At 62.9% G+C, this 25,349-nt stretch carries 9 protein-coding genes, 1 tRNA gene and 11 pseudogenes; 12 read left to right on the forward strand and 9 right to left on the reverse strand.

Annotated features, from left to right (window positions below):
* Positions 1 to 13 precede the first annotated feature (13 nt).
* Positions 14 to 1,200: pseudogene (gene mct / locus ACFQH2_RS10010) on the reverse strand (succinyl-CoA:mesaconate CoA-transferase).
* Positions 1,201 to 1,383: 183 nt separating this feature from the next.
* Between mct and glmS the strand changes: the two are divergent.
* From glmS to citE, 5 genes and pseudogenes are all read left to right on the forward strand, one after another.
* A pseudogene (glmS, locus tag ACFQH2_RS10015) lies at positions 1,384 to 1,803 on the forward strand (methylaspartate mutase subunit S); the annotation flags it as partial.
* Positions 1,804 to 1,828: 25 nt separating this feature from the next.
* Positions 1,829 to 3,252 (forward strand): annotated as a pseudogene (locus ACFQH2_RS10020) (methylaspartate mutase subunit E); the annotation flags it as partial.
* Between the two features lie 9 nt (positions 3,253 to 3,261).
* Positions 3,262 to 4,533, forward strand: a pseudogene (locus ACFQH2_RS10025) (methylaspartate ammonia-lyase).
* Positions 4,534 to 4,558: 25 nt separating this feature from the next.
* A pseudogene (gene mch, locus ACFQH2_RS10030) lies at positions 4,559 to 5,670 on the forward strand (2-methylfumaryl-CoA hydratase).
* Positions 5,667 to 6,701, forward strand: a complete 1,035-nt coding sequence (gene citE / locus ACFQH2_RS10035; RefSeq protein WP_377053231.1) for an L-malyl-CoA/beta-methylmalyl-CoA lyase — start codon at positions 5,667 to 5,669, stop codon at positions 6,699 to 6,701. The pseudogene mch and the gene citE overlap by 4 nt, the downstream one beginning before the upstream one ends.
* Positions 6,702 to 6,883: 182 nt before the next feature.
* Here citE and ACFQH2_RS10040 read toward each other — a convergent pair whose 3' ends face one another.
* Positions 6,884 to 7,363, reverse strand: coding sequence for a response regulator transcription factor (locus ACFQH2_RS10040; protein WP_377076694.1), 480 nt, complete (start codon positions 7,361 to 7,363; stop codon positions 6,884 to 6,886).
* Positions 7,364 to 8,000: 637 nt separating this feature from the next.
* Here ACFQH2_RS10040 and ACFQH2_RS10045 point away from each other — a divergent pair.
* A complete protein-coding gene (locus ACFQH2_RS10045) occupies positions 8,001 to 8,357 on the forward strand; it encodes a transcriptional regulator FilR1 domain-containing protein (protein ID WP_377076695.1) in 357 nt (118 codons plus the stop codon).
* Positions 8,358 to 8,515: 158 nt separating this feature from the next.
* Here ACFQH2_RS10045 and ACFQH2_RS10050 read toward each other — a convergent pair.
* Positions 8,516 to 8,599 (reverse strand) — tRNA-Ser (locus ACFQH2_RS10050).
* Positions 8,600 to 8,652: 53 nt separating this feature from the next.
* Positions 8,653 to 9,402: a hypothetical protein gene (locus tag ACFQH2_RS10055; protein WP_377053237.1), complete on the reverse strand. Its 750-nt coding sequence runs from the start codon at positions 9,400 to 9,402 to the stop codon at positions 8,653 to 8,655.
* 99 nt (positions 9,403 to 9,501) lie between these two features.
* Between ACFQH2_RS10055 and ACFQH2_RS10060 the strand changes: the two are divergent.
* From ACFQH2_RS10060 to ACFQH2_RS10070, 3 genes and pseudogenes are all read left to right on the forward strand, one after another.
* Positions 9,502 to 10,895 (forward strand): annotated as a pseudogene (locus ACFQH2_RS10060) (phosphomannomutase).
* Between the two features lie 68 nt (positions 10,896 to 10,963).
* Positions 10,964 to 11,350, forward strand: a complete 387-nt coding sequence (gene cdd / locus ACFQH2_RS10065) for a cytidine deaminase (protein ID WP_377053241.1) — start codon at positions 10,964 to 10,966, stop codon at positions 11,348 to 11,350.
* Between the two features lie 45 nt (positions 11,351 to 11,395).
* Positions 11,396 to 12,255: pseudogene (locus ACFQH2_RS10070) on the forward strand (nucleoside phosphorylase).
* On the opposite strand, the gene ACFQH2_RS10075 reads toward ACFQH2_RS10070, so the two are convergent.
* From ACFQH2_RS10075 to ACFQH2_RS10085, 3 genes and pseudogenes are all read right to left on the reverse strand, one after another.
* Positions 12,250 to 13,404, reverse strand: a complete 1,155-nt coding sequence (locus ACFQH2_RS10075; RefSeq protein WP_377053245.1) for an NAD(P)/FAD-dependent oxidoreductase — start codon at positions 13,402 to 13,404, stop codon at positions 12,250 to 12,252. The pseudogene ACFQH2_RS10070 and the gene ACFQH2_RS10075 overlap by 6 nt on opposite strands.
* A 111-nt stretch (positions 13,405 to 13,515) precedes the next feature.
* Positions 13,516 to 14,046 (reverse strand): annotated as a pseudogene (locus ACFQH2_RS10080) (TrmB family transcriptional regulator); the annotation flags it as partial.
* 147 nt (positions 14,047 to 14,193) lie between these two features.
* A pseudogene (locus tag ACFQH2_RS10085) lies at positions 14,194 to 14,873 on the reverse strand (metal-dependent transcriptional regulator).
* A gap of 112 nt (positions 14,874 to 14,985) precedes the next feature.
* Here ACFQH2_RS10085 and rocF point away from each other — a divergent pair.
* A pseudogene (gene rocF, locus ACFQH2_RS10090) lies at positions 14,986 to 15,890 on the forward strand (arginase); the annotation flags it as partial.
* 7 nt (positions 15,891 to 15,897) lie between these two features.
* On the opposite strand, the gene gyrA reads toward rocF, so the two are convergent.
* On the reverse strand, positions 15,898 to 18,363 hold the full coding sequence (gene gyrA / locus ACFQH2_RS10095; protein WP_377053253.1) for a DNA gyrase subunit A: 2,466 nt from the start codon (positions 18,361 to 18,363) through the stop codon (positions 15,898 to 15,900).
* 13 nt (positions 18,364 to 18,376) lie between these two features.
* Complete coding sequence (gene gyrB / locus ACFQH2_RS10100; RefSeq protein ID WP_377053255.1) at positions 18,377 to 21,589, reverse strand: DNA topoisomerase (ATP-hydrolyzing) subunit B; 3,213 nt, start codon at positions 21,587 to 21,589, stop codon at positions 18,377 to 18,379.
* Between the two features lie 212 nt (positions 21,590 to 21,801).
* Between gyrB and ACFQH2_RS10105 the strand changes: the two genes are divergently transcribed.
* Entirely contained in the window at positions 21,802 to 24,258 is a 2,457-nt protein-coding gene (locus ACFQH2_RS10105) for a DNA topoisomerase VI subunit B (protein WP_377053257.1), read from the forward strand.
* Positions 24,255 to 25,345 (forward strand): annotated as a pseudogene (locus tag ACFQH2_RS10110) (DNA topoisomerase IV subunit A). The gene ACFQH2_RS10105 and the pseudogene ACFQH2_RS10110 overlap by 4 nt, the downstream one beginning before the upstream one ends.
* Positions 25,346 to 25,349: the final 4 nt, after the last annotated feature.

The following is a 25,349-nucleotide window of genomic DNA, read 5'->3' on the forward strand; positions in this document are numbered from 1 at the left end:
CGGGTAGGGATCCCTACTCGTCGCTCGGCGTCGGTCGGCGGGTCGACGCCCGCACTTGCTCGTCGAGTAGTTCCGCTCGATTCTCGTCGAGCAGTGGGGCACGGTAACCCGGGTCCGGCGGGGTTCGCGTCATCTTGATCGGGTTGCCGGCGACGGTGACCGACGACTCGGTGCCTGGCTGGGCGACGTCGACGAGCATGTCACGGTCGTGGACGTGGTCGTCCGCAAAGACGTCCGCGACGTCCTGCACCGGCGCGACAGGGATCCCGGATAGCGCCGAGAGAACCGTCTCGGTGTCGTGCTCGCGGGTCCACGACGCGATTGCCTCCCGAAGCGTCTCCCGGTGTGCAAGCCGACTGGCGCGGTTGGGGTACTCCTCGGCGAGCGCTGGGCGGTCCATCGCCGTACAGAGCTGTTGCCAGTGGTTCGTCCCGAACGCCGCGATGACGACGTAGCCGTCAGTCGTTTGAAGGCGTCGTACGGGAACAGCGTCGGATGGGAGTTGCCCTGACGAGTCGGCGCTTCGTCCCCGTAGGAGTACTGGTAGACGGTGCGCTCACAGAGGCTGATCATGCTGTCGTACATCGCGGTGTCGACGAACTGTCCCTCGCCGGTTCGCTCGCGGTGGTGGAGCGCCGCGAGGATCCCGACGGCGTTGAGTGCGGCTGTAAAGAGGTCGCCGACGCCCGGCCCGACCTTCGTCGGAGGCCCGTCCTCCTCGCCGGTGATCTCCATCACGCCGCCGAGCGCCTGCGCGATCAGGTCGAAGGAGGGCTGGCCCTGTCGGTCGGTCTCGCCGGTGCGGGGGTCGCCGAAGCCACGGATGGCGCTGTAGACGAGGCCGGGGTTGTGCTCGCGGAGTCGTTCGTAGCCGAGGTCGAACTTCTCCATCGTCCCCGCCCGATAGTTCTCGACTACGACGTCGGCTTTTTCGACGAGCGAGAGGAACGCCTCGCGGTCCTCGTCCTCGCCGAGGTCGAGTTCGAGGCTCTCCTTCCCCCGGTTAACGCTCTGGAAGTAGCCGCCGTAGGCCTCCGCGTCGGGGTCGTCGTAGAACGGCGGGTTCGACCTGATCAGGTCCCCGCCCGGTCGCTCTATCTTTACGACCTCCGCGCCCATGTCCGCGAGCAACATCGTGCAGTACGGGCCGGCGAGCACCTGTGTCAGGTCGAGAACGTACAGATCGTCTAGCGCACCCATGGTTCGGCGCTCGGGGAGGTGGTCAAAAAACCTTATGGATTAATCATTAAGAATACGTCGAACGTTCGGATTTCTGTGGGTATGTACTGGTTCACATTGGGTGTGTATAAGGATCCTTCGAGAGTAACATCATGAAAAATCATTAAGTTTAAGTCCGCCTCGGTCAACGACTTCGATACCGACATGCAAAAGACAGTCATCCTCGGCGTGATCGGGTCCGACGCACACGTCGTCGGCATCACGATCCTCGAGCAGGCTTTGCAAGCGGCAGGGTTCGACGTCGTCAACCTCGGCGTCCAGACCTCTCAGGCTGAGTTCGTTGAAGCAGCGAGCCGCGAGGACGCCAGCGCGGTACTGGTCTCGTCGATGTACGGTCACGCCAGTCAGGACTGTCAGGGCTTCCACGAACGGATCGCCGCGGCTGACCTCGACGTCGTCACCTACATCGGCGGCAATCTCGCCGTCGGGCAGGACGACTTCGAGCAGACCCGACGGGAGTTCCGGGAGCTCGGGTTCAACCGGGTCTTCGATTCGGAGACGGATCCGGAGGAGGCTATCGCCGCGCTCCGGCGCGATCTCCAGATCGCAGCCACAGAGCCGGAGAACCCCCGATCAGAGGCTAATACGGATGCTACGGGACGAATGCATGCCATCCGACGAGTTGCAACGCATCGACGAGCGCGTCCGGGAGAACTGGCCGACCGGCGCTGCCGCGGCGTTCGAGGAAGCCATCGAGTTCCACGAGTCGCTCCCGCGAGAGAAGCAGTTCGCGACGGTACTCGAGTCGGCCGACAGGCCGCTGTTACAGCCCCGTGCCGGCGTGCCGTTGCTGGACGACCAGATCGACCTCCTGGAGCATCTCCGATCGGCCGGGAGCGCGGACCTGCTGCCGACGACGATCGATTCGTACACCCGCGACAACGAGTACGGGAAGGCCGAAGACGGTCTCAGCGACGCACGGGAGACAGGCGAGGCCACGCTCAACGGCTTCCCCGCGGTAAACCACGGCGTCGAGGGCTGTCGAGAACTGATCCTCGCGACCGACGCGCCGGTCGAGGTGCGCCACGGGACGCCGGACGCCCGACTGCTCGCCGCCATCACGTTCGCGGGCGGCTTCCAGAGCTTCGAGGGCGGTCCGATCTCCTACAATATCCCCTACACCAAAGAACACGATCTCGCCGAGACGATCGAGCACTGGCAGTTCGTCGATCGGCTGGCCGGGGCGTACACCGAGCGCGGCGTCCGCATCAATCGCGAGCCGTTCGGTCCGCTGACCGGGACGCTCGTTCCGCCCTCTATCGCCATCGCGGTGATGCTGCTGGAGGGCAAACTCGCTGCGACGCAGGGCGTCCGCTCGCTCACGCTCGGCTACGGACAGGTCGGCAACCTCGTTCAAGACGTCGCGGCGCTCCGGTCGCTCCGCTCGCTCGGCGAGGAGTACCTGCCCGACGAGGTGACGGTGACGACGGTGTTCCACGAATGGATGGGCGGGTTCCCGCCGGACGAGGCCCGGGCGAACGGCGTCATCGGGCTCGGCGGCGCAACGGCCGCCGTTGCACAGCCCGACAAGGTCATCACCAAGTCACCACAGGAGTTCCAGGGCGTCCCGACAAAGGAGGCGAATGCCGCCGGACTCCGCACCACGCGACAGCTGATCGACATGATGATCGAGCAGGACGTCCGGCTCGACGGCGTCGAGCGCGAGCGCGAGTTGATCGAGCGTGCGACCCGCGAACTGATCGACGCCGTTGAGGCCGCGGGCGACGGCGATGTTGCCCAGGGGACGATCAATGCCTTCGACTCCGGCGAACTCGACGTCCCGTTCGCGCCGAGCGACAGCGCGCAGGGGGCGGTTCTGCCGGCGCGAGACGACGACGGCCGCGTCCGGATCTTCGAGTTCGGCGAACTGGCGGTCGGCGAGGAGATCAGGAGATCCATCACAACCGGCTCGACGCCCGGGCGGAAACGGAAGGGCGCGACCAGTCGTTCCGGATGGTCGCCGACGACGTCGATGCGATCAGCGACGGTCGGCTGATCGGCCGTCCCACGGGGGTGACTGAGATGCGGATCGAACGCGTTCGCGCCGTCCCCACCGTGTCGGGGTTCTTTTTCGACGACCAGCGGGCGATCAAACGCGGCGCGGAGCAGGACGGTTTCGGCTACCGCGGCGAACCTGTTACGCCGGGGTTCGACAGCATCCGGCAGGCCGGCGAGGCGCTGACGGTCGAACTGGAGCTAAGCGACGGCTCGGTCGCCGTCGGGGACTGCGCCGCGGTCCAGTACTCCGGTGCCGGGGGCGCGATCCACTCTTCCGGGCGGAGACGTACCGTGATGTCGTTAGGGGGTCTGTCGCGGACGAACTCGTCCGCCGGGATCCGGACGCGTTCGCGGACAACGTCGCAGTGATCGAGGCACTGCCGGCGGTCCATGGCGACGGCGGCGCGCTCCACACCGCGGTCAGGTACGGCGTCTCGCAGGCGCTGCTCGATGCCGCCGCGACCGCCCGGCGAACCACCCCGACGGACGTCCTCGCGGAGGCGCTCGGGACCACGCCGGCGACCGAGCCTGTGCCCGTGTTCGGGCAGTCCGGCGACGACCGGCGAGCCAACGCCGAGAAGATGCTGCTCAAGGGCGTTCCGGTGCTCCCGCACGGACTGTTCAACAGCGTCGAAAAGCTCGGCCCGGACGGCAAACGGCTCCGGGAGTACCTCGCGTGGCTCGCCGACCGCGTCGACGACCTCGGCCCGGCGGGGTACGATCCGCGCTTCCACGTCGACGTCTACGGCATCATCGGCGAGGTCTTCGGCCCCCGTACGACCGGGCCGAACTCGCCGAGTACTTCAGCGAGTTACAGGCCGCTGCTGACCCGTACCCGCTCCAGATCGAGGGACCGATGGACGCCGGCAGCCGTGCCGAACAGATCCGGGCGATGGCGACGCTTCGCGACGGGCTGGCCGAGGCTGGCGTCGACGTCGACATCGTCGCCGACGAGTGGTGTAACACCGCCGGGGACGTCCGCGCGTTCGTCGACGCTGGCGCGGCGGACGTCGTTCAGATCAAGACGCCGGATCTCGGCGGGATCCAGCACAGCGCCAGAGCAGTGGAGTACTGCCGCGACACCGACACCCGTGCGTACCTCGGTGGGAGCTGCAACGAGACGGAGATATCCGCCAGAGCGTGCGCACACGTCGCGCTCGCTACCGACGCCGCGCAGGTGCAGCAAAGCCCGGCATGGGGTTCGACGAGGGGTACATGATCGTGACCAACGAGATGCGGCGGACACTGGCGCGGCGACGGCGGGAGGACCCCGTCGGGGCACCGACGACCGACTGATGCGACCGACACTCAACCACAGACGATGACGGATACCACAGAACCGACCGACTGGACCGACACCGAGACGTTTCAGAGCGCCCTGGAGCGCGCCGAGACGCTCGAGAAAGGCACGTACTTCGAGGGGTTCGCGGAGGGCGACTCGATCGCTCACGCGCCCGGACTCAGGCTCACGCGTGCCGGTAACGACCGCTGGATGAGCCAGACGCTGAACCACGATCCAGCCTACTGGCGCTCGGACGCCGCTGCCGCACTGGGCTACGAGGAGCCGCCGATCCACCCCGACTACCTGCTTGCGGCCGTGATGGGCCCGACCGTCGAAGACCTCAGCGAGGAGGGGGCTACTTCCTGGGCCGAACCGACGTACAGTATCACACCGACGCCGTCTACCCGGGCACCGAACTCCGCGTGGAGTCAGAGGTGCTCGAAACGACGGCCTCTAGCTCCCGACCCGCCTACGGCATCGTGACCTGGGAGACTCACGGCTACGACGCGACGACCGAGGAGCCCCTGCTGTCGTACCGCCGGACGAACATGGTGCCCCGCCGTGAGCCGGTCGAGACCGACGGCGAGGAGGCCGACTCGCAGGGAGAGACCGAGCGCAATACGCCGGACCTACCAGAGGAACTGATCGCGCCCGACGGGCCGTACTTCGAGGACTTCCGCGCGGCGCTGGGCGAGGTCGCCGGCCGCGACGCTACGGTGGCCTATCGCCACGAGCGCGGCCGAACCCAGGACGACCTGCTCGTCGCTGGTCTCCCGCTTGCGACGCTCAACACCGCAAAACAGCACCACGACGCTTCGGCGATGGCCGATTCTCCCTCCGGCGAGCCGGTTACCTACGGCGACGTGACACGCTCGATAGCGCTCGGGCACGCCCGCTCGGACGAGCGGACCTACCGCGAGCTCCGGTGCGAGGACGAGCGGTTCCACGACTTCGTCACCGCAGGGGACACCATCTACGGCTTCACTCGCGTCCTCGACACGGCGGCGACGCCGACCGTAGCGATTCCAGAGAACACCGATCCCGGCCGCGCCGGACAGGTCACCTTCGAGCATCTCGCGTTCAATCAGCACGACGAGCCGGTCTACTCCGGCCGTCGAACCGCACTAATCGAAACCAGAACCCACCGATGACACGACTCTGTCGCACGTTCCAGACCGCACCGGCCGCCGTCCCCCGCGAGGACTCGGCGAAGTACCTCCGCTCGGGACTCACCGCCGAGGGGTTCCAGCTACCCGACTGGCTCGTTCCGGACATCGAGGACGGCACGGCACCGGAGATGAAAGACGCCGCACTGGAAAACACTATCGAGCTACTCGGAGAGCACGGCGACGCCTTCCCCGGCGAACTCTGGCCCCGCGTGCAGTGGGGCTACGACAGCGAGACGGCCCGCGAGCGGGGTCGCCAGGAGATCGAGACACTCGTCCGCTCGGTCGGCGACCGGATGGACGGCGTCGTCGTCCCGAAGGTGGGCCGCGTCGAGGACGTCCGCGCTGCGGCGTCGGCGATCGAGGAGTACGAAACGTCGTACGGCTACGAGGCCGGATCGATCGAACTCGCCATCATCGTCGAGACGGCGCGAGCAGTGTCGGATCTCAACCGCATCGCACGGCTGGGCGAGGGCCGCCTCGCCGCGCTCGTCTTCGGGCCCGTCGATTACACGGCTGAACTCGGCGGGCGCGAACTGGACGAGGGACGGCCGGCCTGGCCCGGCCTGCTCGAACGGCTCTCGAACGAGGCCAGCGCGGGCGGCCTGCTGGCGATCGGCGGCCCCTTCGACCAACTGTACCGCGAGCGCGCCGGCGTCCAGTTTTATAACGGCGACGCCTACGCCGAGCAGGTCGAGCGCGAGGCGACGGTCGGGCTCGACGGGAGCTGGTCGTTGCATCCCAATCAGACCGCACAGGCGAACCGGATTCACATGCCGCGGGAGTCGGAACTACGGCGCGACGTCGGGCGCATCGAGGCGTTCGAGGAGGCCAAATCGACCGGCACCGGCGCGGTCTCCGTGGACGGGCAGATGGTCGACGAGGCGACGTTCAAGAACTTCGCAAACACCGTCGAGACGGTCCGCCGCATCGATGAGACGCGTCCCGAGCAGACGGCCGCCAGATACGACGACCGGCTTCTGTCGCGGGCGCTTGATCTGGATACGGACTGGTGAACTCTGACGGGTGGATTCGCAACTGCAGATGCTGTAGCTGGCTCTCGAACGATACTCCCGCATCTGTGATCCGGTAGAACGGCGGTCTCAGCCGTCGAGGAACTCGCCATCCGCGAACCCGAGTTCGTCGTGTTCGGCCAGCATATCTTCGAGATCCTCCTTGATCGACGTTGCGAGCACGGTCAGTTCCTCGTAGCGGTCGTCGTCTTCAGCTCGAATCGGGGCTTCGAGCCTTCGAGCGTTCGTAGCTTCGATTTGAGTCGGAAGTACTCGTTGAGACGCATCTCGTAGGAGTCCAACAACAGTTGGGCCTCGACCACGTCACGGATCTCCTCCCCAGTTACGGGCTTGATGACGTACTCGTCGAAGGGCATGTCGACGATGTCGAAATCGGGGTCGGCGGCGGTAACCATCACGACTCTCCCGCTGTACCCCTCGGCTCTGATCCGGTCGAGGAGTTGATCGCCCGGTAGTTCCGGCATCCGTCGGTCGAGAAGTACGACGTCGAACTCGTCGTCGATCAGTTCGAGCGCTTCGGCACCGCTGTAGGCTGTCTCTACTCGGTACGTCGTCTGAAGATGGGACGCGTAGAGGTCAGCCAACCGTTGCTCGTCGTCGACGACCAGGACGGACGCTCCCGGATCTGCCGTCGTCTCCATCATCGGAGAGTTTGGCCTGATATGACAAGTAACCATGGGCACTACGGACCTGCTTCATTCAGAGGGCCGAGCGTTTGTCGGGGACCAATCTTATATTAGGCACCATACGTAATAGCCCACTTAGTCGGTAGCTACCGAACCCGTCACAGGGCTACCAACGACGACCAGGGGTGCGAAACTCTCGGTAGCACACAGGGTGCAGTACTGAAAAACATGTTAGGGATACACGAAATCGCCGGGATCATCCACCGACGCTGGGACTGTCTAGATGCCATCGTCGAAGCACCGGGACCGAAAGGAGAACTAGCCGACCGTCTCGATACCCCACGATCCACGCTCGACGACATCGTCCGCGAACTCGAGGGGGCAGGCCTCGTCGCCTACGAGGAGGGTAAATGGCGTGCCACCACCGTCGGTCACTATGCCCACGATAGCTATGGCCGATTTCTCGGGTCACTGGACGGTGTGCAGGCGGTCGGAGACATCCTCGCTCCGCTCTCGGACGCCGAGAGCATCGCGCCAGCCATGCTGAACGGTGCCGTCGCACACGAGGCAACGGACCCGGTGCCGGATGCGGTCGTCCAGCAGTTCATCACGCGCATCGGCGACGCCGATCGGATCAGGGCTTTGCCCCCGGGCAGTGTCAGGCTACGCCGATACGGTCCCCGAGCAGGCGGCGGAGACCGACACGACCGTCGAACTGGTGATGACCGAGGATATCTACGAGCAACTCACGACGCTGTACCCGCCCGACAACCGGCCGGCTGCCCAGCGGGAGTCGCTACGGGTCTTCCACGGACCGATTCCGTACGAATACGGCCTCTGGATCGGCGACGACTCTCACGCGGGCCTCGTCGTCTACACCGACCAGGGTATCAATGGCCTGATTATCAACGAGTCCGACGCCGCCGTCGAGTGGGCGACCGAGCAGTACGAGCAGGTCCGCGAACGAGCAACGCCGGTCACCGAGCAAGGGGCCTACGACACTACTCGGTGACGACCTCACAGAGGGGAGAAGGCTGTTAAGACCGGACGTCGAACGACGACGTTATTTCGGGATTTGAACTCGATGGCAAACGTGAGCGTCAGCGAGCGTTTGCGTAGTTCAAATCCCAGCACGGATGCTTCGCTCGTCACCACTGTTCCTCGCAGAAGCGGTGGGGCTGGGATTTGAACCCAGGAATCCGTGAGGATACCTGCTCTCAAGGCAGGCGCAATAGGCCGCTCTGCCACCCCACCACAACTACCAGTATACGGGCGGGCGGTTAAGACCTAACGGATTCCACCGATACTCACTCGCGAGTCAGTACTGCGTCTCCATCCTTCTCAGTGACGTAGAGTCCAAGTTCGTCGAGATGTTCCGTCGTGTACTTCGGGACGACGCGCTGGGCCGTGACGCGCGAACGGATCCGCGACCAGAGCGTCAGGAGGTCGTCGCCGTCTTCGAGCAGCGGGAGCGACTCGATGAACTCGATATCGTGACCGGCATCGCTACCGCGCGTCGAGAACGTTTCGAGGGCTGGCGTGCGGTAGACGTCCTCGAAATCGACCGGTTCGGTGAAGCCGGCGAAGTAGACTCGACCGCTCGACGCCGGACCGAGCACGAGTTCGTTGGTTCGGAGTTTCATCGCCGCGCTGTCGATATGTGCCCGACCGAGCAGCGGCGCGGCCGGATCGGCGATCGCCGCGGAGCGGACGCCCTCCTCGTCGAGGAGGTGAGTGATGGTGTTCCCGACGCGTGCGGCCCGGTTCGACCCGACCTGCACCTCGAAGCGGATCTCGCCGATATCCTCGACTGCCTCGGCGGCGAGCGCGCGAAGTTCGGCCTCGGGGCCGGCGTCGTACCGATCCGGCAGGTCCGCCGCCGCGCGGTAGTTGACGAGTGCTTCGCCCCCACTCGCGTCGATAGCGCGCACGACGTCTTTGAACATCGCCGCGTAGAGGTCGGCGGCCTCGTCGGCCGACAACGGCGACGTATCGGGGAGATCTTTCAGCACGAGTTCAGGGCGAGGCAGCGTCGCGGGAACGGCAACCACGGTCATACTACGCCATACCGGCCAGTCGGTTTTAAACCTCGCCGTTCGATCCGTCCTCGTGTCGTTCCGCCGGTGTTTAGGTAGACCCGGTCCGGACGTGTACACATGGATCTGTTCGGGACGGCAGGGATACGAGGACCAGCTCGCGACCGGGTCACGCCGAAACTCGCACTTTCGGTCGGGCAGGCGGTCGGCAGGTATATTCGAGAGAGCGAGACCGGAACACCGCCGGTAGTGACCCTCGGTTGGGACGGCCGCGAGACCAGCCAATCCCTCGCTGCCGCCGTCGAGGCTGGCCTGACCAGCGGTGGCGTCGATGTGCTCCGGGTGGGCGAACTGCCGACGCCGGGACTTGCCTACTGTTCGCAGGGGCGCTACGGCGTCATGATCACCGCAAGCCACAACCCGCCGACAGACAACGGTATCAAACTCTTTACCGACGGCGAGGAGTTCGACAGCGCCGCGGAGGGACGGATCGAGCGACTCGTCACCGACACCAGTGAACCGACCGAGTGGACCGAGTTCGGGACGACGCGAACCGCCGACGAACTGGCGACCTACCGCGACCGGATCACCGAGTACGCCGCCGAGACGCTGGGAGGGGCCGAGGAACCGCTCTCTGGCGTCTCAGTCGTCGTCGATTGTGGGAACGGCGTGGCGAGCGTCGCGACGCCGCAAGTGCTCCGCGCGCTCGGTGCCCACGTCGTCACCCTGAACGCGAACGTAGACGGGACCTTCCCCGGCCGCGAGAGCAAGCCGACCCCGAGACGCTCGGCGATCTGCGTAGATTCGTCCGCGACGGCGACTTCGACCTCGGTATCGGCCACGACGGCGACGGCGACCGAATCGTGATCGTCGGGCCGGACGGTGATGTCGTCCACGAGGATACTATACTCGCCGTCCTGGCGCGTCACTACGTCAAAGCGAGCATGAACGAGGATCCTGTCGTCGTCACGACGCCGAACGCCTCCGCCCGAATCGACGAGGCGGCCCGCGATCAGGGCGGTCGGACCGAACGGGTTCGACTCGGTGCACTGCACGAGGGCATCGCCCGCGAGCGCGACGCCGGAACCGACGAGACCGAGGTCGTCTTTGCTGCAGAGCCCTGGAAACACGTCCACACGGCACTTGGCGGCTGGATCGACGGCGTCGCCAGTGCCGCCGTGCTCTCCGGCCTCGTCGCGGAGGCCGGCGACGTGGCGACGCTTATCGAACCGATCACCGAACGTCCCTACCGGAAGGTCAGCGTTCCCTGTCCCGACGGGGTCAAATCACAGGCGATGGAGCGAATCGAACGGGAACTCCCCGAACAGTTCCCCGAGGGCGACGTCTCGACCGAGTACGGTGTCCGCATAGAGTTGCCGGACGCGTCGTGGGTGCTCGTCCGTCCCAGCGGCACGGAGGAGTACATCCGGTTTTATGCCGAGAGCGACGATATCGATGCTCTGGTCGAGACGACGCGGGGCGTCGTCGAGGAGTGCATCGCAGCGAGCGAGTAGACCGCCGAACTGGACGTCCCTTACTCTCTGCCGCAGGCTACTTGTGACTACTCCGTCTACTCCGCGCCATGGACGACCTGATCGAACTCGCCCGCGAAGCGCGTGAGGCGTCGTACGCACCCTACTCCGAGTATGCGGTTGGCGCAGCGCTCGAAACGAGCGACGGCACGCTCTTTACTGGCTGTAACATCGAGAACGCGAACTACTCGAACAGCGTTCACGCCGAGGAACTCGCGCTGTCCGAAGCGGTCCGGGAGGGCTACCGGGAGTTCGACCGGATAGCCGTCAGTTCGAGCGAGGAAGACGGCGTGACTCCGTGTGGGATGTGCCGGCAAAGCCTCGCCGAGTTCTGCCCGGAGGACCTCGAAATCCTGTGCGACGAGGGCGATACCGTCTCGGAGTATACCCTCGGGGAACTGATCCCGAACACGATCCACCGCGGAATGCTGGAGTAGCGTTCGACACCGGGCTATTTACTGGCTGGCAAGAAACGTCGGTTTATGAGCGACGAGACAGACGACAGCGCGACCGGGGATGTCGGCGTCCCCGGCGACAGCGAGGATCCGAACGACGAACAGCAGTACCACCTCGAAGTCGGGCCGGACGACGTCGCCGACGCGGTCTTGCTGCCGGGCAACCCCGAGCGCGTCCCGACGATCACCGGCTTCTGGGACGACAGCGAGGAGGTCGGCCGCCACCGCGAGTACGTCACCTCGACGGGACAGTACGAGGGAGCGTCGATCAGCGTCACCTCGACGGGAATCGGCTCCCCATCGACGGCCATCGCGGTCGAGGAACTGGCCAGGACCGGCGTCGAGACGTTCATCCGGGTCGGCTCCTGTGGCGCGCTCCAGCCGGAGATGTCGGTCGGCGACCTGATCATCACGACGGGCGCAGTCAGACAGGAAGGGACCAGCGACGAGTACGTCCGGGAGGACTACCCCGCGGCCGCGGACCACGAGGTCGTTTCTGCGCTGATCGCCGCCGCTGAACGGCTCGGACACACGTATCATACCGGCGTGACGATGAGCGCCGACAGTTTCTACGCCGGGCAGGGACGACCCGGCTTCGACGGCTTCGAGGCCGCCGGAAGCACTCAACTGATCGACGATCTACGCGAGGCCAACGTCGCCAACATCGAGATGGAGGCCAGTGCGATCCTGACGCTGGCGAACGTCTACGGGCTGAGAGCAGGTGCGGTCTGTACCGTCTACGCCAACCGGGAGACCGGTGAGTTCAGGACTGAGGGGGAGGCAGAGCCGCGGAAACGGCGTCGCTGGCGGTTAAACTGCTGGCGAGGATGGACCGGATCAAGGCTGAGCAGGATGTCGACCGCTGGCACGCCGGACTGTCGCTATAGGTCGCTCCAGGCCTCTCTGGCGCGGGACCAGGAGGTCAGATCCGCGATCCAGCGGGCGGCGATGAACTTCTTGAGCGTCTGTGCGGGCACCGAGCCAAATGTCTCGATGGGCATGTACATGACGTCGCTTGCAACGGCGTCCTCGCCGACCGAGATGACCGTTCCTTTGTCGTGGTGTGTCCAGGTCTTTAGAGGCCGATTATTGACCGCTCGGGCGAGGTTCTCACCGGCGACTTCCGCTGCCTGCCAGGCCGCCTGAGCCGTCGGCGGCGCGGGCTGGTTGCCCTGTTCGATGATCGCGCTGTCACCGATCGCAAAGACGCGGTCGTCGCTCGTCTCGAACGTCGACTCGGCGTTGACACGATTGTGCTCTTTCTCGACCTCCGCATTGTCGAGTGCGTCGCGCCCGGTGATACCGCCGGTCCAGACGAAGACATCGTAGTCGATCGGTTCGCCCTCGTCGAAATGGATCGTCGCCTCGTTGGCTTCCGTGATCGGGTCGTCCGTCATAATTTCGACTCCGGCCTCTTCGAGTTCCTCCCGGAGTGCCTGCTGGATGGCGTCCGATCCCGACGGGAAGATATCTTCGAGGGCTTCGACGAGCGTGATCTCGATCGGCGCGTTGTGGATGTCGCGGAACTCCGCGACCTCACCGGCGATCTGGATGCCCGAGAGTCCGGCACCGCCGACGACGACGTGGGCGGGATCGTTTCGGGTCGCATCCTTGGCGGCGGCCGTAACCTGCTCGTGGATCTCCAGCGCGTCGTCGAGACTCTTGAGCGTCAGGGAGTGCTCTTCGAGGCCGGGAATGCCGTAGTACGCAGTCTGGCTTCCCAGTGCAACGAGCGCGTAGTCGTAATCGACCGTCTCCCCGTCGGAGAGTTCGATCTCTCGGTCGTCGACGTCGAGGCCCGTGACTTCTTCCTGAATAAACTCCGTTCCTGGAGATTTGATCTCGTCGACAGGGATCTTGATGCTCTCCTGAACTGCTGGGTTGCGGATACAGCGATGGGATTCGTGTAGAACGAGATGATAATCGGTGTCCGAGATCCAGACAATATCGGCAGTGCCACTCAGCTCTTTTTCGAGTTGTTGTACTGCGCCAGCGCCCGCATAGCCGGCACCGAGTACAACGACCGTGTCCGTCATGGATGCTACTCAGCAACCCTTGGATACAAACCCTTTGCATCACAGTTTGGGTAGTGACAATGTACCATAGGCTGTCCGGAAACTCGAAACGCAAAGAGAGAAGAAAGCGCTGTGCTCGGGCTCTTCGGCCGGAGCGACCATCTCGTTCAGCTGGAGGATGAGGATATTGTTGGTGTCGTCTTTCCCGTCAACTGTTCCTTCGATGAGCAGTTTCGAGAGCGGCGTCGGACCGACGGTGACGTCGTCACCCTCGTGGATGTCCCGCGACGAGCCCTGGAGGTGGATCTCGGCGCGACAGAGTTCGGGGTGATGGACGCTGCTGAGGTTGATCTCGCTAATGTTTGCTTCTTCGACCGGTTCGCCCTCGTGTGCGAGGGGTACGGAGGCCGGTTCGTCCATTCGCTGGATGTCGAGCGCCTCGAACGCGGTAGCCGTCGGCTTGTAGCCGCCTTTCGGTCCGGGTACACCCTCGACGAGTTGGAGTGCTTTCAGACTCTGCATCTGGTTACGGATCGTCCCCGGGTTGCGGTCGACCTCGTCCGCGATATCTTCTCCTTTGACTGCGTCTTCGGTCTCCCCGTGAAGGTTGACCAGGGCAGTAAGGATGGTCTTCTGGCTGGGAGTCAGTTCAATCGATGACATAGCCAATTATTCGGAACAGATCCTCTTAAATGCGGCGAATAGCACCGTTATCATTTCTGAATATAGTAGCGTCAATTCAAAAAAATAATCCATCTAGGATGCACGTCAAACAGACGTTGTACTTTCCGAATAGCGTCCCGGTTGCGGCTAGTTCGTCAATCGTGCAGTCGATGTCCGGTCGACTTCGACGTTCGCCGCGATCCGTTCGGGGAGCGAGACTGTCCCTCCGCCCACCTGTACGGTCACCATTCCGAACGGTGCGATCTCATCGATCGTTAGTTCCACGCCGGGATCGATGTCGTGTTCCGACAGATACTGCAGAACCGAGGGGTCACGGTCGCTGATCCGGTCGACGACCACGCTGTCACCCTCCTCGAACTCGATTAGCCCACGCCCGTCGCGCTCGACGGGGGTTCGAGTTCGGCGTTGGGAATCGGGTCGCCGTGTGGGTCGACCTCCGGGTCCCCGAGTGCCTCGACGACGCGCTCTTCGAACTTCTCGCTGATGTGGTGTTCGAGGCGGTCGGCTTCCTCGTGGACCTCGCTCCAGTCGTAATCCAGTTCGTCGGTCAGATACGCTTCGAGCAAGCGGTGGTGGCGGACGACTTCCAGTGCCACCCGCTCGCCCTCCTCGCTCAGTTCGACACCCTTGTACTTCTCGCGCTCGACGAGACCCCGTTCGCTCAGTTTGTCGATCATACTGGTGACAGTCGGGGACGTAACGTCGAGATACTCAGCAATCTCCGAGGTCTTGATCCGGCCGTCTCGCTCTTGCTGGAGGTGGTAGATCACCTTCAGATAATCCTCCATGACGTCGCTGAGCATCATCGTTGCAGTAATTAGACGTGGCTAACTTGTATATCTACCGTCAGGGCAACCATCGCTAGACGGGTCTTTTCACGACAGTACTACTAAATCGCCGGTTTGTGTAAAACCGTGTATGAAACGCACCGTTCGGATTATCGGCGCACCGACGGACTACGGAACCAACAGGCGTGGTGTCGACATGGGGCCGTCGGCGATCAGATACGCCGGGCAGTTGACCAACTCGACGCCTCCAATCGACAGACGACCGACGTTGGCGACCTCTTCGTGGCCCGAACGGCCGCCGAGGACGAGCGAACCACCGACCCGAACGCGCGCCATCTCGACGAGACGCGGGAGGTCTGTGAGCGCGTCAGCGCCGAAGTAGGCGACGCTGTCGACGACGGCGAGATACCGCTTCTTCTGGGCGGCGATCACTCCGTCGCAATCGGCACGGTCAACGGTGCCGCGCGTGACTCGGCGCTTGGCGCAGTCTGGTTCGACGCACACGGCGATTTCAACACGCCCAGCACCACACCATCAGGGAACGTTCACGGTATGCCCCTCGCCGCATTGCTGGGCCACGGCGAGTTCGAATCGATGGAGTGGGCCAGAACGGAGGGACTCAGCGAGGAAAACGTCGCACTCGTCGGCGTCAGAACCCTCGACGAGAACGAACGCGAGCACCTCCGTGAGAGCGATATCACCGTGTTCACCATGTCCGATATCGACACCCGCGGACTCACGGACGTCGTGCAGGAAGCGCTGGATATCGCGACAGACGGGGTCGATGGGTTCCACGTCAGCCTCGATATGGACTGGCTAGATCCCCAGATTGCACCGGGCGTCGGAACGCCAGTCCGCGGGGGCGTCACGTATCGGGAAGCACACGCCGCCATGGAGCAGGTCGCGGCGCGGGACGATGACGGGTCCACGCTTCGCTCTATCGAAGTAGTCGAGGTCAATCCGATACTGGACGAACAGAACGAGACCGCAGACCTCGCCACCGAGTTGGCGACGAGTGCGCTCGGCAAACGGATCTACTGGTTTACTCGCCGTCGCTGGATGGGAGCACGTCCACGCTCGCGACGGCGTCGTCATCATCGACTTCCATCACCGTCACGCCCATCGTGTTCCGGCCGACTTCGGAGATGTCCGCGGCAGGGATCCGCATGATCTGGCCGCGTTCGCTCATCAGGACGAGATGGTCGTCCGGACTGACGGACTTGACAGTCGTCACCGGCCCGTTACGCTCGCCGGTCTTGATGTCGATAAGCCCCTTGCCGTACCGTGACTGGGTACGATACTCCGATAGCTGGGTCCGCTTCCCGTAGCCGTTTCGGGTGACGGTCAACAGCGCGTTCTCGTCGTCCTCGTCGGTGGCGACGAGGCCGGCAACGGCGTCGTCCTCCTGTAGCTTGATACCGCCGACACCGCGGGTGTTCCGACCCATCTTCCGGACGTCGTTGACGTCGAAGCGGATGGTCATCCCGCCCTCGGTCGCCAGGACGATATCCTTGGAGCCATCCGTCACTGCGACGTCGACGAGTTCGTCGCCGTCTTCCAGGTTCGCCGCGATGATCCCCGTCGAGAGGACGTTCTCGAACTCCGTGGCCGCGGTCCGTTTCACGTAGCCGTCCCGAGTACAGAGTGTCACGCACTCGTCGGACTCGAAGTCGTCCGTCGCCACGACGGCGGTGATCTCCTCCTCGTCGTCGAGGTCGATGAGGTTGATCGCGGACTTCCCGCGGGCAGTCCGGCCCATCTCGGGGATCTCGTAGGCCTTTAGCTGATAGACCTGTCCGTGGTTGGTGAAACAGAGTAGGTAGTCGTGGGTGCTCGCGCGGAACACCTTCGACACCCGGTCCTCGTCTTTGACGTCCGCGCCGATGATCCCCTTGCCGCCGCGACCCTGGGGATCGAAGTTGGCGGCGGGCATCCGCTTGACGTAGTCGTCTTCGGTGATAACGACGAAGACGTCCTCCTCGGCGATGAGGTCCTCGTGGGTGACCGTCCCGACGTCCTCGACGATGCTCGTCCGCCGGTCGTTCGCATACTCGTCTTTGATCTCTCGCAGTTCGGTCTTGATAACCTCCAGCAGTTCGCTTTCGTCCTCGAGGATCGTCTCCAGTCGCTCGATGGTCTCCTGGACGGACTCGTGTTCCCGCTTGATCTCCTCGGCTTCGAGCGAGGTCAGGCTACCGAGTTGCATCCGGACGACGTGGTTTGCCTGCTCCTCGGAGAACTCGTACTGTTCGCGTAGTTGGGCTTTCGCCGTGTCGCGGTCCTCGGAGTTCTGGATCGTTTCGACGACGTCCTCGACGTGTTCGAGCGCGTGGAGTCGGCCTTCGAGGATGTGTGCACGGTCCTCCGCCTCGGCCAGGTCGTACTCGCTACGGCGTCTGACGACCTCCTTGCGGTGGTCGACGTAGTGTTCGAGCGTTTCCTTGAGCGTCAGGACTCGTGGCTGGCCGTCGACCAGCGCGAGGTTGATAACGCCGAAGGTCCGTTCGAGGTGGCTTTCGAGTAGCTGATTCTTGACGAGGTCGACGTTCGCGCCGCGCTTGCACTCGATGACGACGCGGACGCCGTTCCGATCGGACTCGTCACGCAGGTCGCTGACACCCTCGATCTTTCCTTCGTTGATGTCCTCGGCGATCCGCTCGACCATTCGCGCCTTGTTCTCCTGGAACGGGATCTCGGTGACAACGATCCGGTCGCGGCCCGTGTCGGTCTCCTCGACTTCCATCTCGGCACGCACGCGAAGTCGCCCGCGGCCGGTAGAGTACGCCGAATAGATCGCGTCGCGGCCGACGATGTTCGCGCCGGTCGGGAAGTCCGGGGCCTTGATGTGTTCCATTAGCCCGTCGACTCCGACGTCGGGATTGTCGATCAGTTCGACCGTCGCGTCGATGACCTCCCCGAGGTTGTGCGGCGGGATGTTCGTACTCATCCCGACTGCGATCCCCGAAGAGCCGTTGACGAGCAGGTTCGGGAACGCGGAGGGCAGAACCTCCGGTTCGGTTAGCCGGTCGTCGTAGTTGGGCTTGAAGTCGACAGTGTCTTTGTCGATGTCTTCGAGTAACTCCTCGGCAAGCGAGTCCATCCGCGCCTCTGTATACCGCATGGCTGCGGCCGGGTCACCGTCCATCGAGCCGAAGTTACCCTGACCGTCGATAAGCGGATGTCGCATCGAGAAGTCCTGTGCCATCCGGACCAGCGTGTCGTAGATCGCCTGATCACCGTGGGGGTGGTAATCACCCATCGTCTCTCCGATAACTGAGGAGGACTTGCGGTGCGAGGAGCCGCTGCTGACTCCCATCTCGTTCATGGCGTAGAGGATCCGCCGGTGGACGGGTTTAAGCCCGTCTCGGACGTCCGGCAGCGCGCGGCCCGCGATGACGCTCATCGCGTAGTCGATGTAGCTCTGCTCCATTTCGTCTTCGACGCGAACGCGCTCTACGCGAGCGGCGTCGGCGTCTGCGTCTGCTGGATCGGGAACGTCTGAACTCATACTAGAACCTCCATTAGATGTCTACCCACTCTGCCTCCGGCGCGTGTTCCTTGATGAACTCCTTGCGTGGCTCGACGGCGTCGCCCATCAGGACCGAGAACATCTTGTCCGCGGCCGCAGCGTCCTCGATATTGATCTGCTTGAGGACGCGGTTTTCGGGATTCATCGTCGTCTGCCAGAGCTGTTTCGGGTTCATCTCGCCCAGTCCTTTGAACCGCTGGACCTGCGTGGGGTTGCCGTTACACTTCTCCTCGACGATCTCCTCGCGTTCGGCCTCGGTCATCGCGTCGTAGGTGTTGCCGTTGTACCGGATGCGGTACAGGGGTGGCTGTGCGGCATAGACGTAGCCGGCTTCGAGCAGCGGCTTCAGATGCCGGTAGAACAGCGTTAGCAGTAGCGTCCGGATGTGCGCGCCGTCCACGTCGGCGTCGACCATGAGGATGATCTTCTCGTAGCGCACGTCCTCGATGTCGAACTCGTCACCGATCCCCGCACCGATAGCGGTGATCATGTTCCGGATCTCGTCGTTTTCGAGGATCCGGTCGAGGCGGTGCTTCTCGACGTTCAGAATCTTCCCACCGAGGGGAAGGATCGCCTGAAACTCGGGATTACGGCCCTGTTTGGCACTGTTGTGCACGAACACCCCCGATTCGAGAGCGAAGTTATGGGTTCCGGGTACTTCAATATCGTAGACATCCTCGGTCACATCAAGTTGTTCGACGGATTGGACAGTGTGATTATGGGATTCGACAGCCTCTATCATCGCCGACTCGTCCTCGAAGAACTTCTCGATAGTCGTCGCTTTGGTCAGGACATTCGGATCGTCCTCCTCTCGTCGTAACTTGTCATAGTTTTCGAGAGATCCTTTTGATTCGAGAATCTCCTGCATGAACGGGATGGTGTTCTCGTAGTAGGTTTCGTTGTACGCTTCCATCCGTTGTTCTCGGAACTCCTCGGTCCACTGCTCCTCAGTCTTCTGACTTCGCCACTCCAGAAGTTCTTCGTCGTCCCACTGCTCAAGTGCTTCTTTTCGTCGCTTTTTTACTGCCTCTGGGTTGTTCTGGAAGTACTCTTTCACACGGTCGGACTGTTCCTTTCGGTTTTGCTCGTCCGACCAGTACTCTCGTGCTTCCTCTGTGAGACGTTGGTGGACCCGCTCTCTATAGTCAGGGTTATTATCGTAGTACTCTTGCCACGCGTCCATCATATAGGCCTTGTACTCGTCGTCTTCCCACTGTTTTTTGGCCTGTTCGCGTAGGATCTCAACCGTTTCATCTCGTTGCATCCGCTCGCTCATCATCGCCCGGAACTCCTCGGATTGTCGTAATTCTCGGAGCTTCTCCCACACTTCCTCCGTGTGAAGCGTCTCCGCCGCGTGTTCTCGGTGAAGCTCCATGTGTTCGTCATGCGAGAGCCGTTCTATGTTGTCAGGGCGGTTGTTTCGCTTATCGAAGTCGACGTGATGTTTATGATCTCCTTCATCCGGGCTGTAGGTTCCGTTTTCAAGATTGAACCGATCAGCGAGCAAGTGGGTGAACTCCCAGAAGTCACGCATGACTGGCTGTTTTACCATCTCGTAGCCGTCAATGGTGATGTTCTCTTTATCCGTATCGGACGCCTTCCGGTACAGAGGCATCAGAGACTGACCCGCATCGAGGTCAGCAGCCTCACAGTAGCTGCCGTCTCTGAGCATGAACTCGTGGTCCGGGGTACATCGAATTGACTCGCCATTGTCCAGCGTGACTTCGACAAGCTCAGCATCTTCTTTCGTGACGCGGGGGTGTTCGACCCGACCGATGCCGATTTTCCCGTCGTCCTCGACTGTGTAGCAGTAGTGGCGTCGGCCGTTCTCGTACTCCTCGACGAGTTGCTCGAATGAGACTGAACGTCCTGAGGCCAGTGCAACTTCAGTATCACCGGTAAAGCAACCGCCGGCGCTGTCGCCCTCCACGATGAACAGTTCGGAGTCCTCGGGGTCGCGGCTCTGGCAGTCGGCCAGTTTGCCCGGCAGCGCGGTCGATTCGAGCGCGCTCTTGCGGCGTGTCAGCTCTTCGGCCTTCTTGGCGGCTTTCCGCGCTTTGGCCGCTTCGACGGCCTTCGAGACGACGGCTTCTGCGGTGTCCGGGTTCTCCTCGAAATACGTGCCGAGACCGTCGTGCACCGTTCCCTCCACGATCCCACGGACCTCGCTGTTACCGAGTTTCGTCTTCGTCTGCCCCTCGAACTGCGGGTCGGGATGTTTGATCGAGACGACTGCGGTCAGACCTTCGCGAATGTCGTCGCCTTTGAGGTTCTCGTCGAGGTCTTTGAGCAGGTTGTTCTCTTTCGCGTAGTCGTTGACGATCCGCGTCAGCGCCGTCTTGAACCCGGTCAGATGGGTTCCACCCTCTCGCGTGTTGATGTTGTTCGCGAAGGCGTGGATCGATCCCTGTAGTTCGTCGGTCGCCTGCATCGCGACCTCCACCTGGATATCGTCCTCTTCGGCCTCGAAGTAGATGATGTCCTCGTGGAGGTTCGTCTTCGTCTCGTTGAGATACTCGACGAACTCGCGGATGCCGCCTTCGTAACAGAACGATTCCTCGCCCCCGTCGCGGTCGTCCTGCAGTGAGATTTCGACGCCGGAGTTGAGGAAGGCGAGTTCCCGGAGCCGATTTGCGAGGGTCGAGAACTCGAAATCCCCGGTCTCGAATATCTCGTCGTCGGGCCAGAAACGGATCTCCGTTCCGGTCTCCTCCGAGGGTTCCAGATCGCGTACGCGCTTGATATCGTACTCGGGTTCGCCGTGGTCGAACCGCTGTTTCCAGACGGCACCGTCACGGCGTACCTCGACTTCGAGCCACTTCGAGAGGGCGTTCACGACGCTTACGCCGACGCCGTGAAGCCCACCGGAGACCTGGTAGGACTTGTTGTCGAACTTCCCGCCGGCGTGGAGGACGGTCATGATGACCTCCAGCGCTGGCCGGTCGTGCTTCTCGTGAGTATCGACCGGGATCCCACGACCGTCGTCGCGGATAGAGACCGACTCGTCGTCGTGGATCGTCACCGTAATCGAGTCACAGTGGCCCGCAAGTGCCTCGTCGATGGAGTTGTCGACCACCTCATAGACGAGATGATGCAACCCCCGAGAATCTGTAGAACCGATATACATCGCAGGGCGCTTTTGGACAGCCTGGAGTCCTTCGAGGACCTGTATCTGTCCAGCGCCGTACTCCGTTTCATTGGACATTAAAATCTACTTTCCTCTAGTCTTTCGGGGGTGATAAAGTTCACGTACGCGCGCGAGCGCGCTCGGCCAGCAGGTTTAAACAGGAGGCGTATGCTCTGCTTACCGCCCGGTGTTTGGCGTGTAATCGGATCTTTCTGAACGAATCCCACCCGATTCCACTTTCACTCCGCTAACGAATGGGTTTTATTTCCCCCACCGCTAACCGTTCCGTAATGACCTCGTTTCAATCGACGCTCGGCGAGGACGAAGGGATCGCCGAAGAACTGGCCGAGAGCCAGCGAGCGATCTCTATCGCCGAGTTCTTCGAGAAGAACAAGCATATGCTCGGCTTCGACAGCGGTGCCCGCGGGCTCGTCACCGCCGTCAAAGAGGCGGTCGACAACTCGCTCGACGCCGCCGAGGAGGCCGGCATTCTCCCGGACATCTACGTCGAGATTCAGGAATCGGGCGACTACTACACGCTCATCATCGAGGACAACGGTCCCGGTATTACCAAAGAACAGCTTCCGAAAGTCTTCGGAAAACTGCTGTACGGCTCCCGGTTCCACAAGCGAGAACAGAGCCGCGGTCAGCAGGGGATTGGAATCTCCGCGGCAGTACTTTACTCCCAGCTCACCAGCGGCAAGCCGGCGAAGATCACCAGCCGAACGCAGGGTTCGGAGGAAGCCGAGTACTTCGAACTCGTCATCGACACTGACACCAACGAGCCGGAGATCCGGGCCGAGGACACGACCTCGTGGGATCGGCCACACGGCACGCGGATCGAAATCGAGATGGAGGCGAACATGCGAGCGCGCTCACAGCTTCACGACTACATCAAGCACACTGCAGTCGTCAACCCGCACGCACGCGTGGAGCTAAAAGAACCGCAAGAACACTTCAAGTTCGAGCGCGCCGAGGAGGCCGAACTGCCCGCCGAGACCGAGGAGATCCGCCCCCACCCCCACGGCGTCGAACTCGGGACGGTGCTGAAGATGCTTCAAGCGACGGACTCACACTCCATATCCGGATTCCTCCAGAGCGAGTTCACCCGCGTCGGCAAGAAGACGGCCGACAGCGTTATCGACGGCTTCCGCGACCGACACTACGGTCGCGAGATGTCGTGGACACCACCCCAGACCCACGAGGCTGGCATCGCCGACGCAGTCGTGGACGCGACCAACGGCAAAAGCCCGGCCGCGACGGAGGCGTTCGGAGAGGCGGTCGAAGCGGAACTCGACGACGAAGAGCGGATCGCCCACCACACGGTGGTCGCCGCAGTCCGCGAGGCCGCGACCGAGGTCGGCAACGGCCACGATACGACCCTCGGCGAGACGGTTCGCGAGAACGTCGTCGAGGCAGTCTGGACCGTCGTCACTGACGGACGGCTACCGGACGAGAGAGCCGAAGACGACGAAAGCGAGGGAACTGGACGGCGCGCAGCCGACCTCTACACTATCGTCGACGACGCGACGAGTACGCGCAAGGACGACGCGACGATCAAGGGAATCGCCGACCGCCTGGCCTCGAAGTTCGCCGACAGCGACGATTTCCGCGACCGGACGACCTACGACGAACTGAACCGGTACATGGACCGCTCAGCGGACATGCTCGAAGAGCACAGCGAGGCGACGTTCGGCGGGACAGCGCGCGAGAACGTCGTCGAGGCGGTCTGGGATCGCATGCAGACCGTGCCTGACGACCCGCCGAAGGTCTCGGCTATCGCGGACAGCCGTGACACGGCAAGCGAGCTACTAGAGGCGATGCGCGCGGCGAACATCATGTCGCCGCCGACGAACTGCCTCTCGCCGATCACCGATACGCTGGTCGAGGCCGGACTCCGCAAGGAGTACAACGCCGACTTCTACGCGGCGGCGACGCGGGACGCCGACGTCCATGGTGGCGACCCGTTCATCGTCGAGGCCGGCATCGCCTACGGCGGCGACCTGACCGCCGAGGGGAAAGCGGAGGTGCTTCGGTTTGCCAACCGCGTCCCACTGGTCTATCAGCGTGGCGCGTGTGCGACGACCGACGTCATCAAGAATATCGGCTGGCGGAACTACAACCTCGATCAGCCGGGCGGCAACGGCGTTCCGAACGGCCCCGTCGTGATCATGATCCACGTCGCCTCGACGAACGTTCCGTTCACGAGCGAGTCCAAGGACGCCATCGCCAACGTCCCGGAGATCGAAGACGAGATCGAACTCGCCATCCGCGAGGCGGCCCGCGAACTCAAGAGCTACCTCAACAAGCGCCGCTCGATGGAGAAACGGAAGAAGAAACAGGACGTCCTGGCGGATATCCTGCCCGAGATGGCCGAGAAAGTCTCCGAAGTCACCGACCAGTCGGCGCCGAACTTCGACGACGCGCTGGCCCGGATTATGAACAACGTCCTCGTCGACCGAGCGGTCGAGGGCAACGGCAACGCCAGCACGGTGAACCTGACAATAGAAAACAACTCGAACACGAACGAATCGATCGAACTGACAGACATCGTGACGGCCGAGCCCAGCAACCTCCCCGACGACGCGACCGTCGTCGAGATGGACGGCGAGTGGTTCGTCAAGTGGTCGCCGACGATCAAAAGCGGCGACGAAGCCACGCTATCGTATGCCACGGATCCCGATGCCACGTTCGACGTGACGGTAGAGGGCGTCGAAGACGCGAAACTGACGGTGAATGACCAATGAGTACTGACAGCAACACGGAAGCCCAGAAGAAACTGATCGACCTCGCCGCGGAGTTTTACGACCAGTTCGACCGCGGAGAGATCCCGACGATGAGTCTGCCGACCCGGACCAAGACCAACATCGAGTACGACGAGGACTCTAACGTCTGGGTGTACGGCGACCGCGAGAGCACCCGCTCTGCCAACAGCATCCGCGGTGCGAGAAAACTGCTGAAGGCGGTCTACACCATCGAGTTCCTCAACAACCAACTCGAAGAGGATCGCTCTTCGACCCTGCGTGAACTCTACTACCTCTCGGAGTCCTGGGACAGCGACGAGGCCCAGTTCTCCAGTCAGGACGAGTCCAACCAGATGATCGAGGACCTGGAGATCGTCTCGGAGGTCACTCGCGAGGACTTCCACATGCGTCCCGAGGAGTCCGGCGCGACGGTCATGGGGCCGCTCCACATCCGCGAGCAGACCCGCCGCGGCGAGCGCAAGATCCACTGCCAGAAAGACGTCGGCGAGGGGGCTACCAGATCCCGAACAACCCCGACACGATCGAGTTCCTCGACTGCGACGCCGACTTCGTCCTCGCCGTCGAGACCGGTGGTATGCGCGACCGCCTCGTCGAGAACGGCTTCGACGAGGAGTACAACGCTCTGATCGTCCACCTCAAAGGCCAGCCAGCGCGGGCGACCCGCCGGCTGATCAAGCGACTGCAAGACGAACTCGGCCTTCCGGTGACGGTCTTTACTGACGCCGACCCGTGGTCCTACCGGATCTACGGCTCCGTCGCGTATGGCTCGATCAAGTCCGCCCACCTCTCGAAGTATCTGGCGACGCCGGAAGCGCAGTTCATCGGCGTCCGCCCCGAGGACATCGTCGAGTACGACCTGCCGACCGACCCACTTTCGGACTCCGATATCAACGCCCTGGAGAGCGAACTGGAGGACCCGCGCTTCCAGACGGAGTACTGGAAAGAACAGATCGAGATCCAGCTCGATATCGGCAAGAAGTCCGAACAGCAGGCGCTTGCCTCGCGCGGTCTTGACTTCGTGACGGACACCTATCTCCCGGACCGTCTGGAAGAGATGGGGATGCTATAGACTT

Origin of the sequence: Natronoarchaeum sp. GCM10025703, assembly GCF_042661985.1 — an archaeon.
In the GTDB taxonomy this organism is placed as follows: domain Archaea; phylum Halobacteriota; class Halobacteria; order Halobacteriales; family Natronoarchaeaceae; genus Natranaeroarchaeum.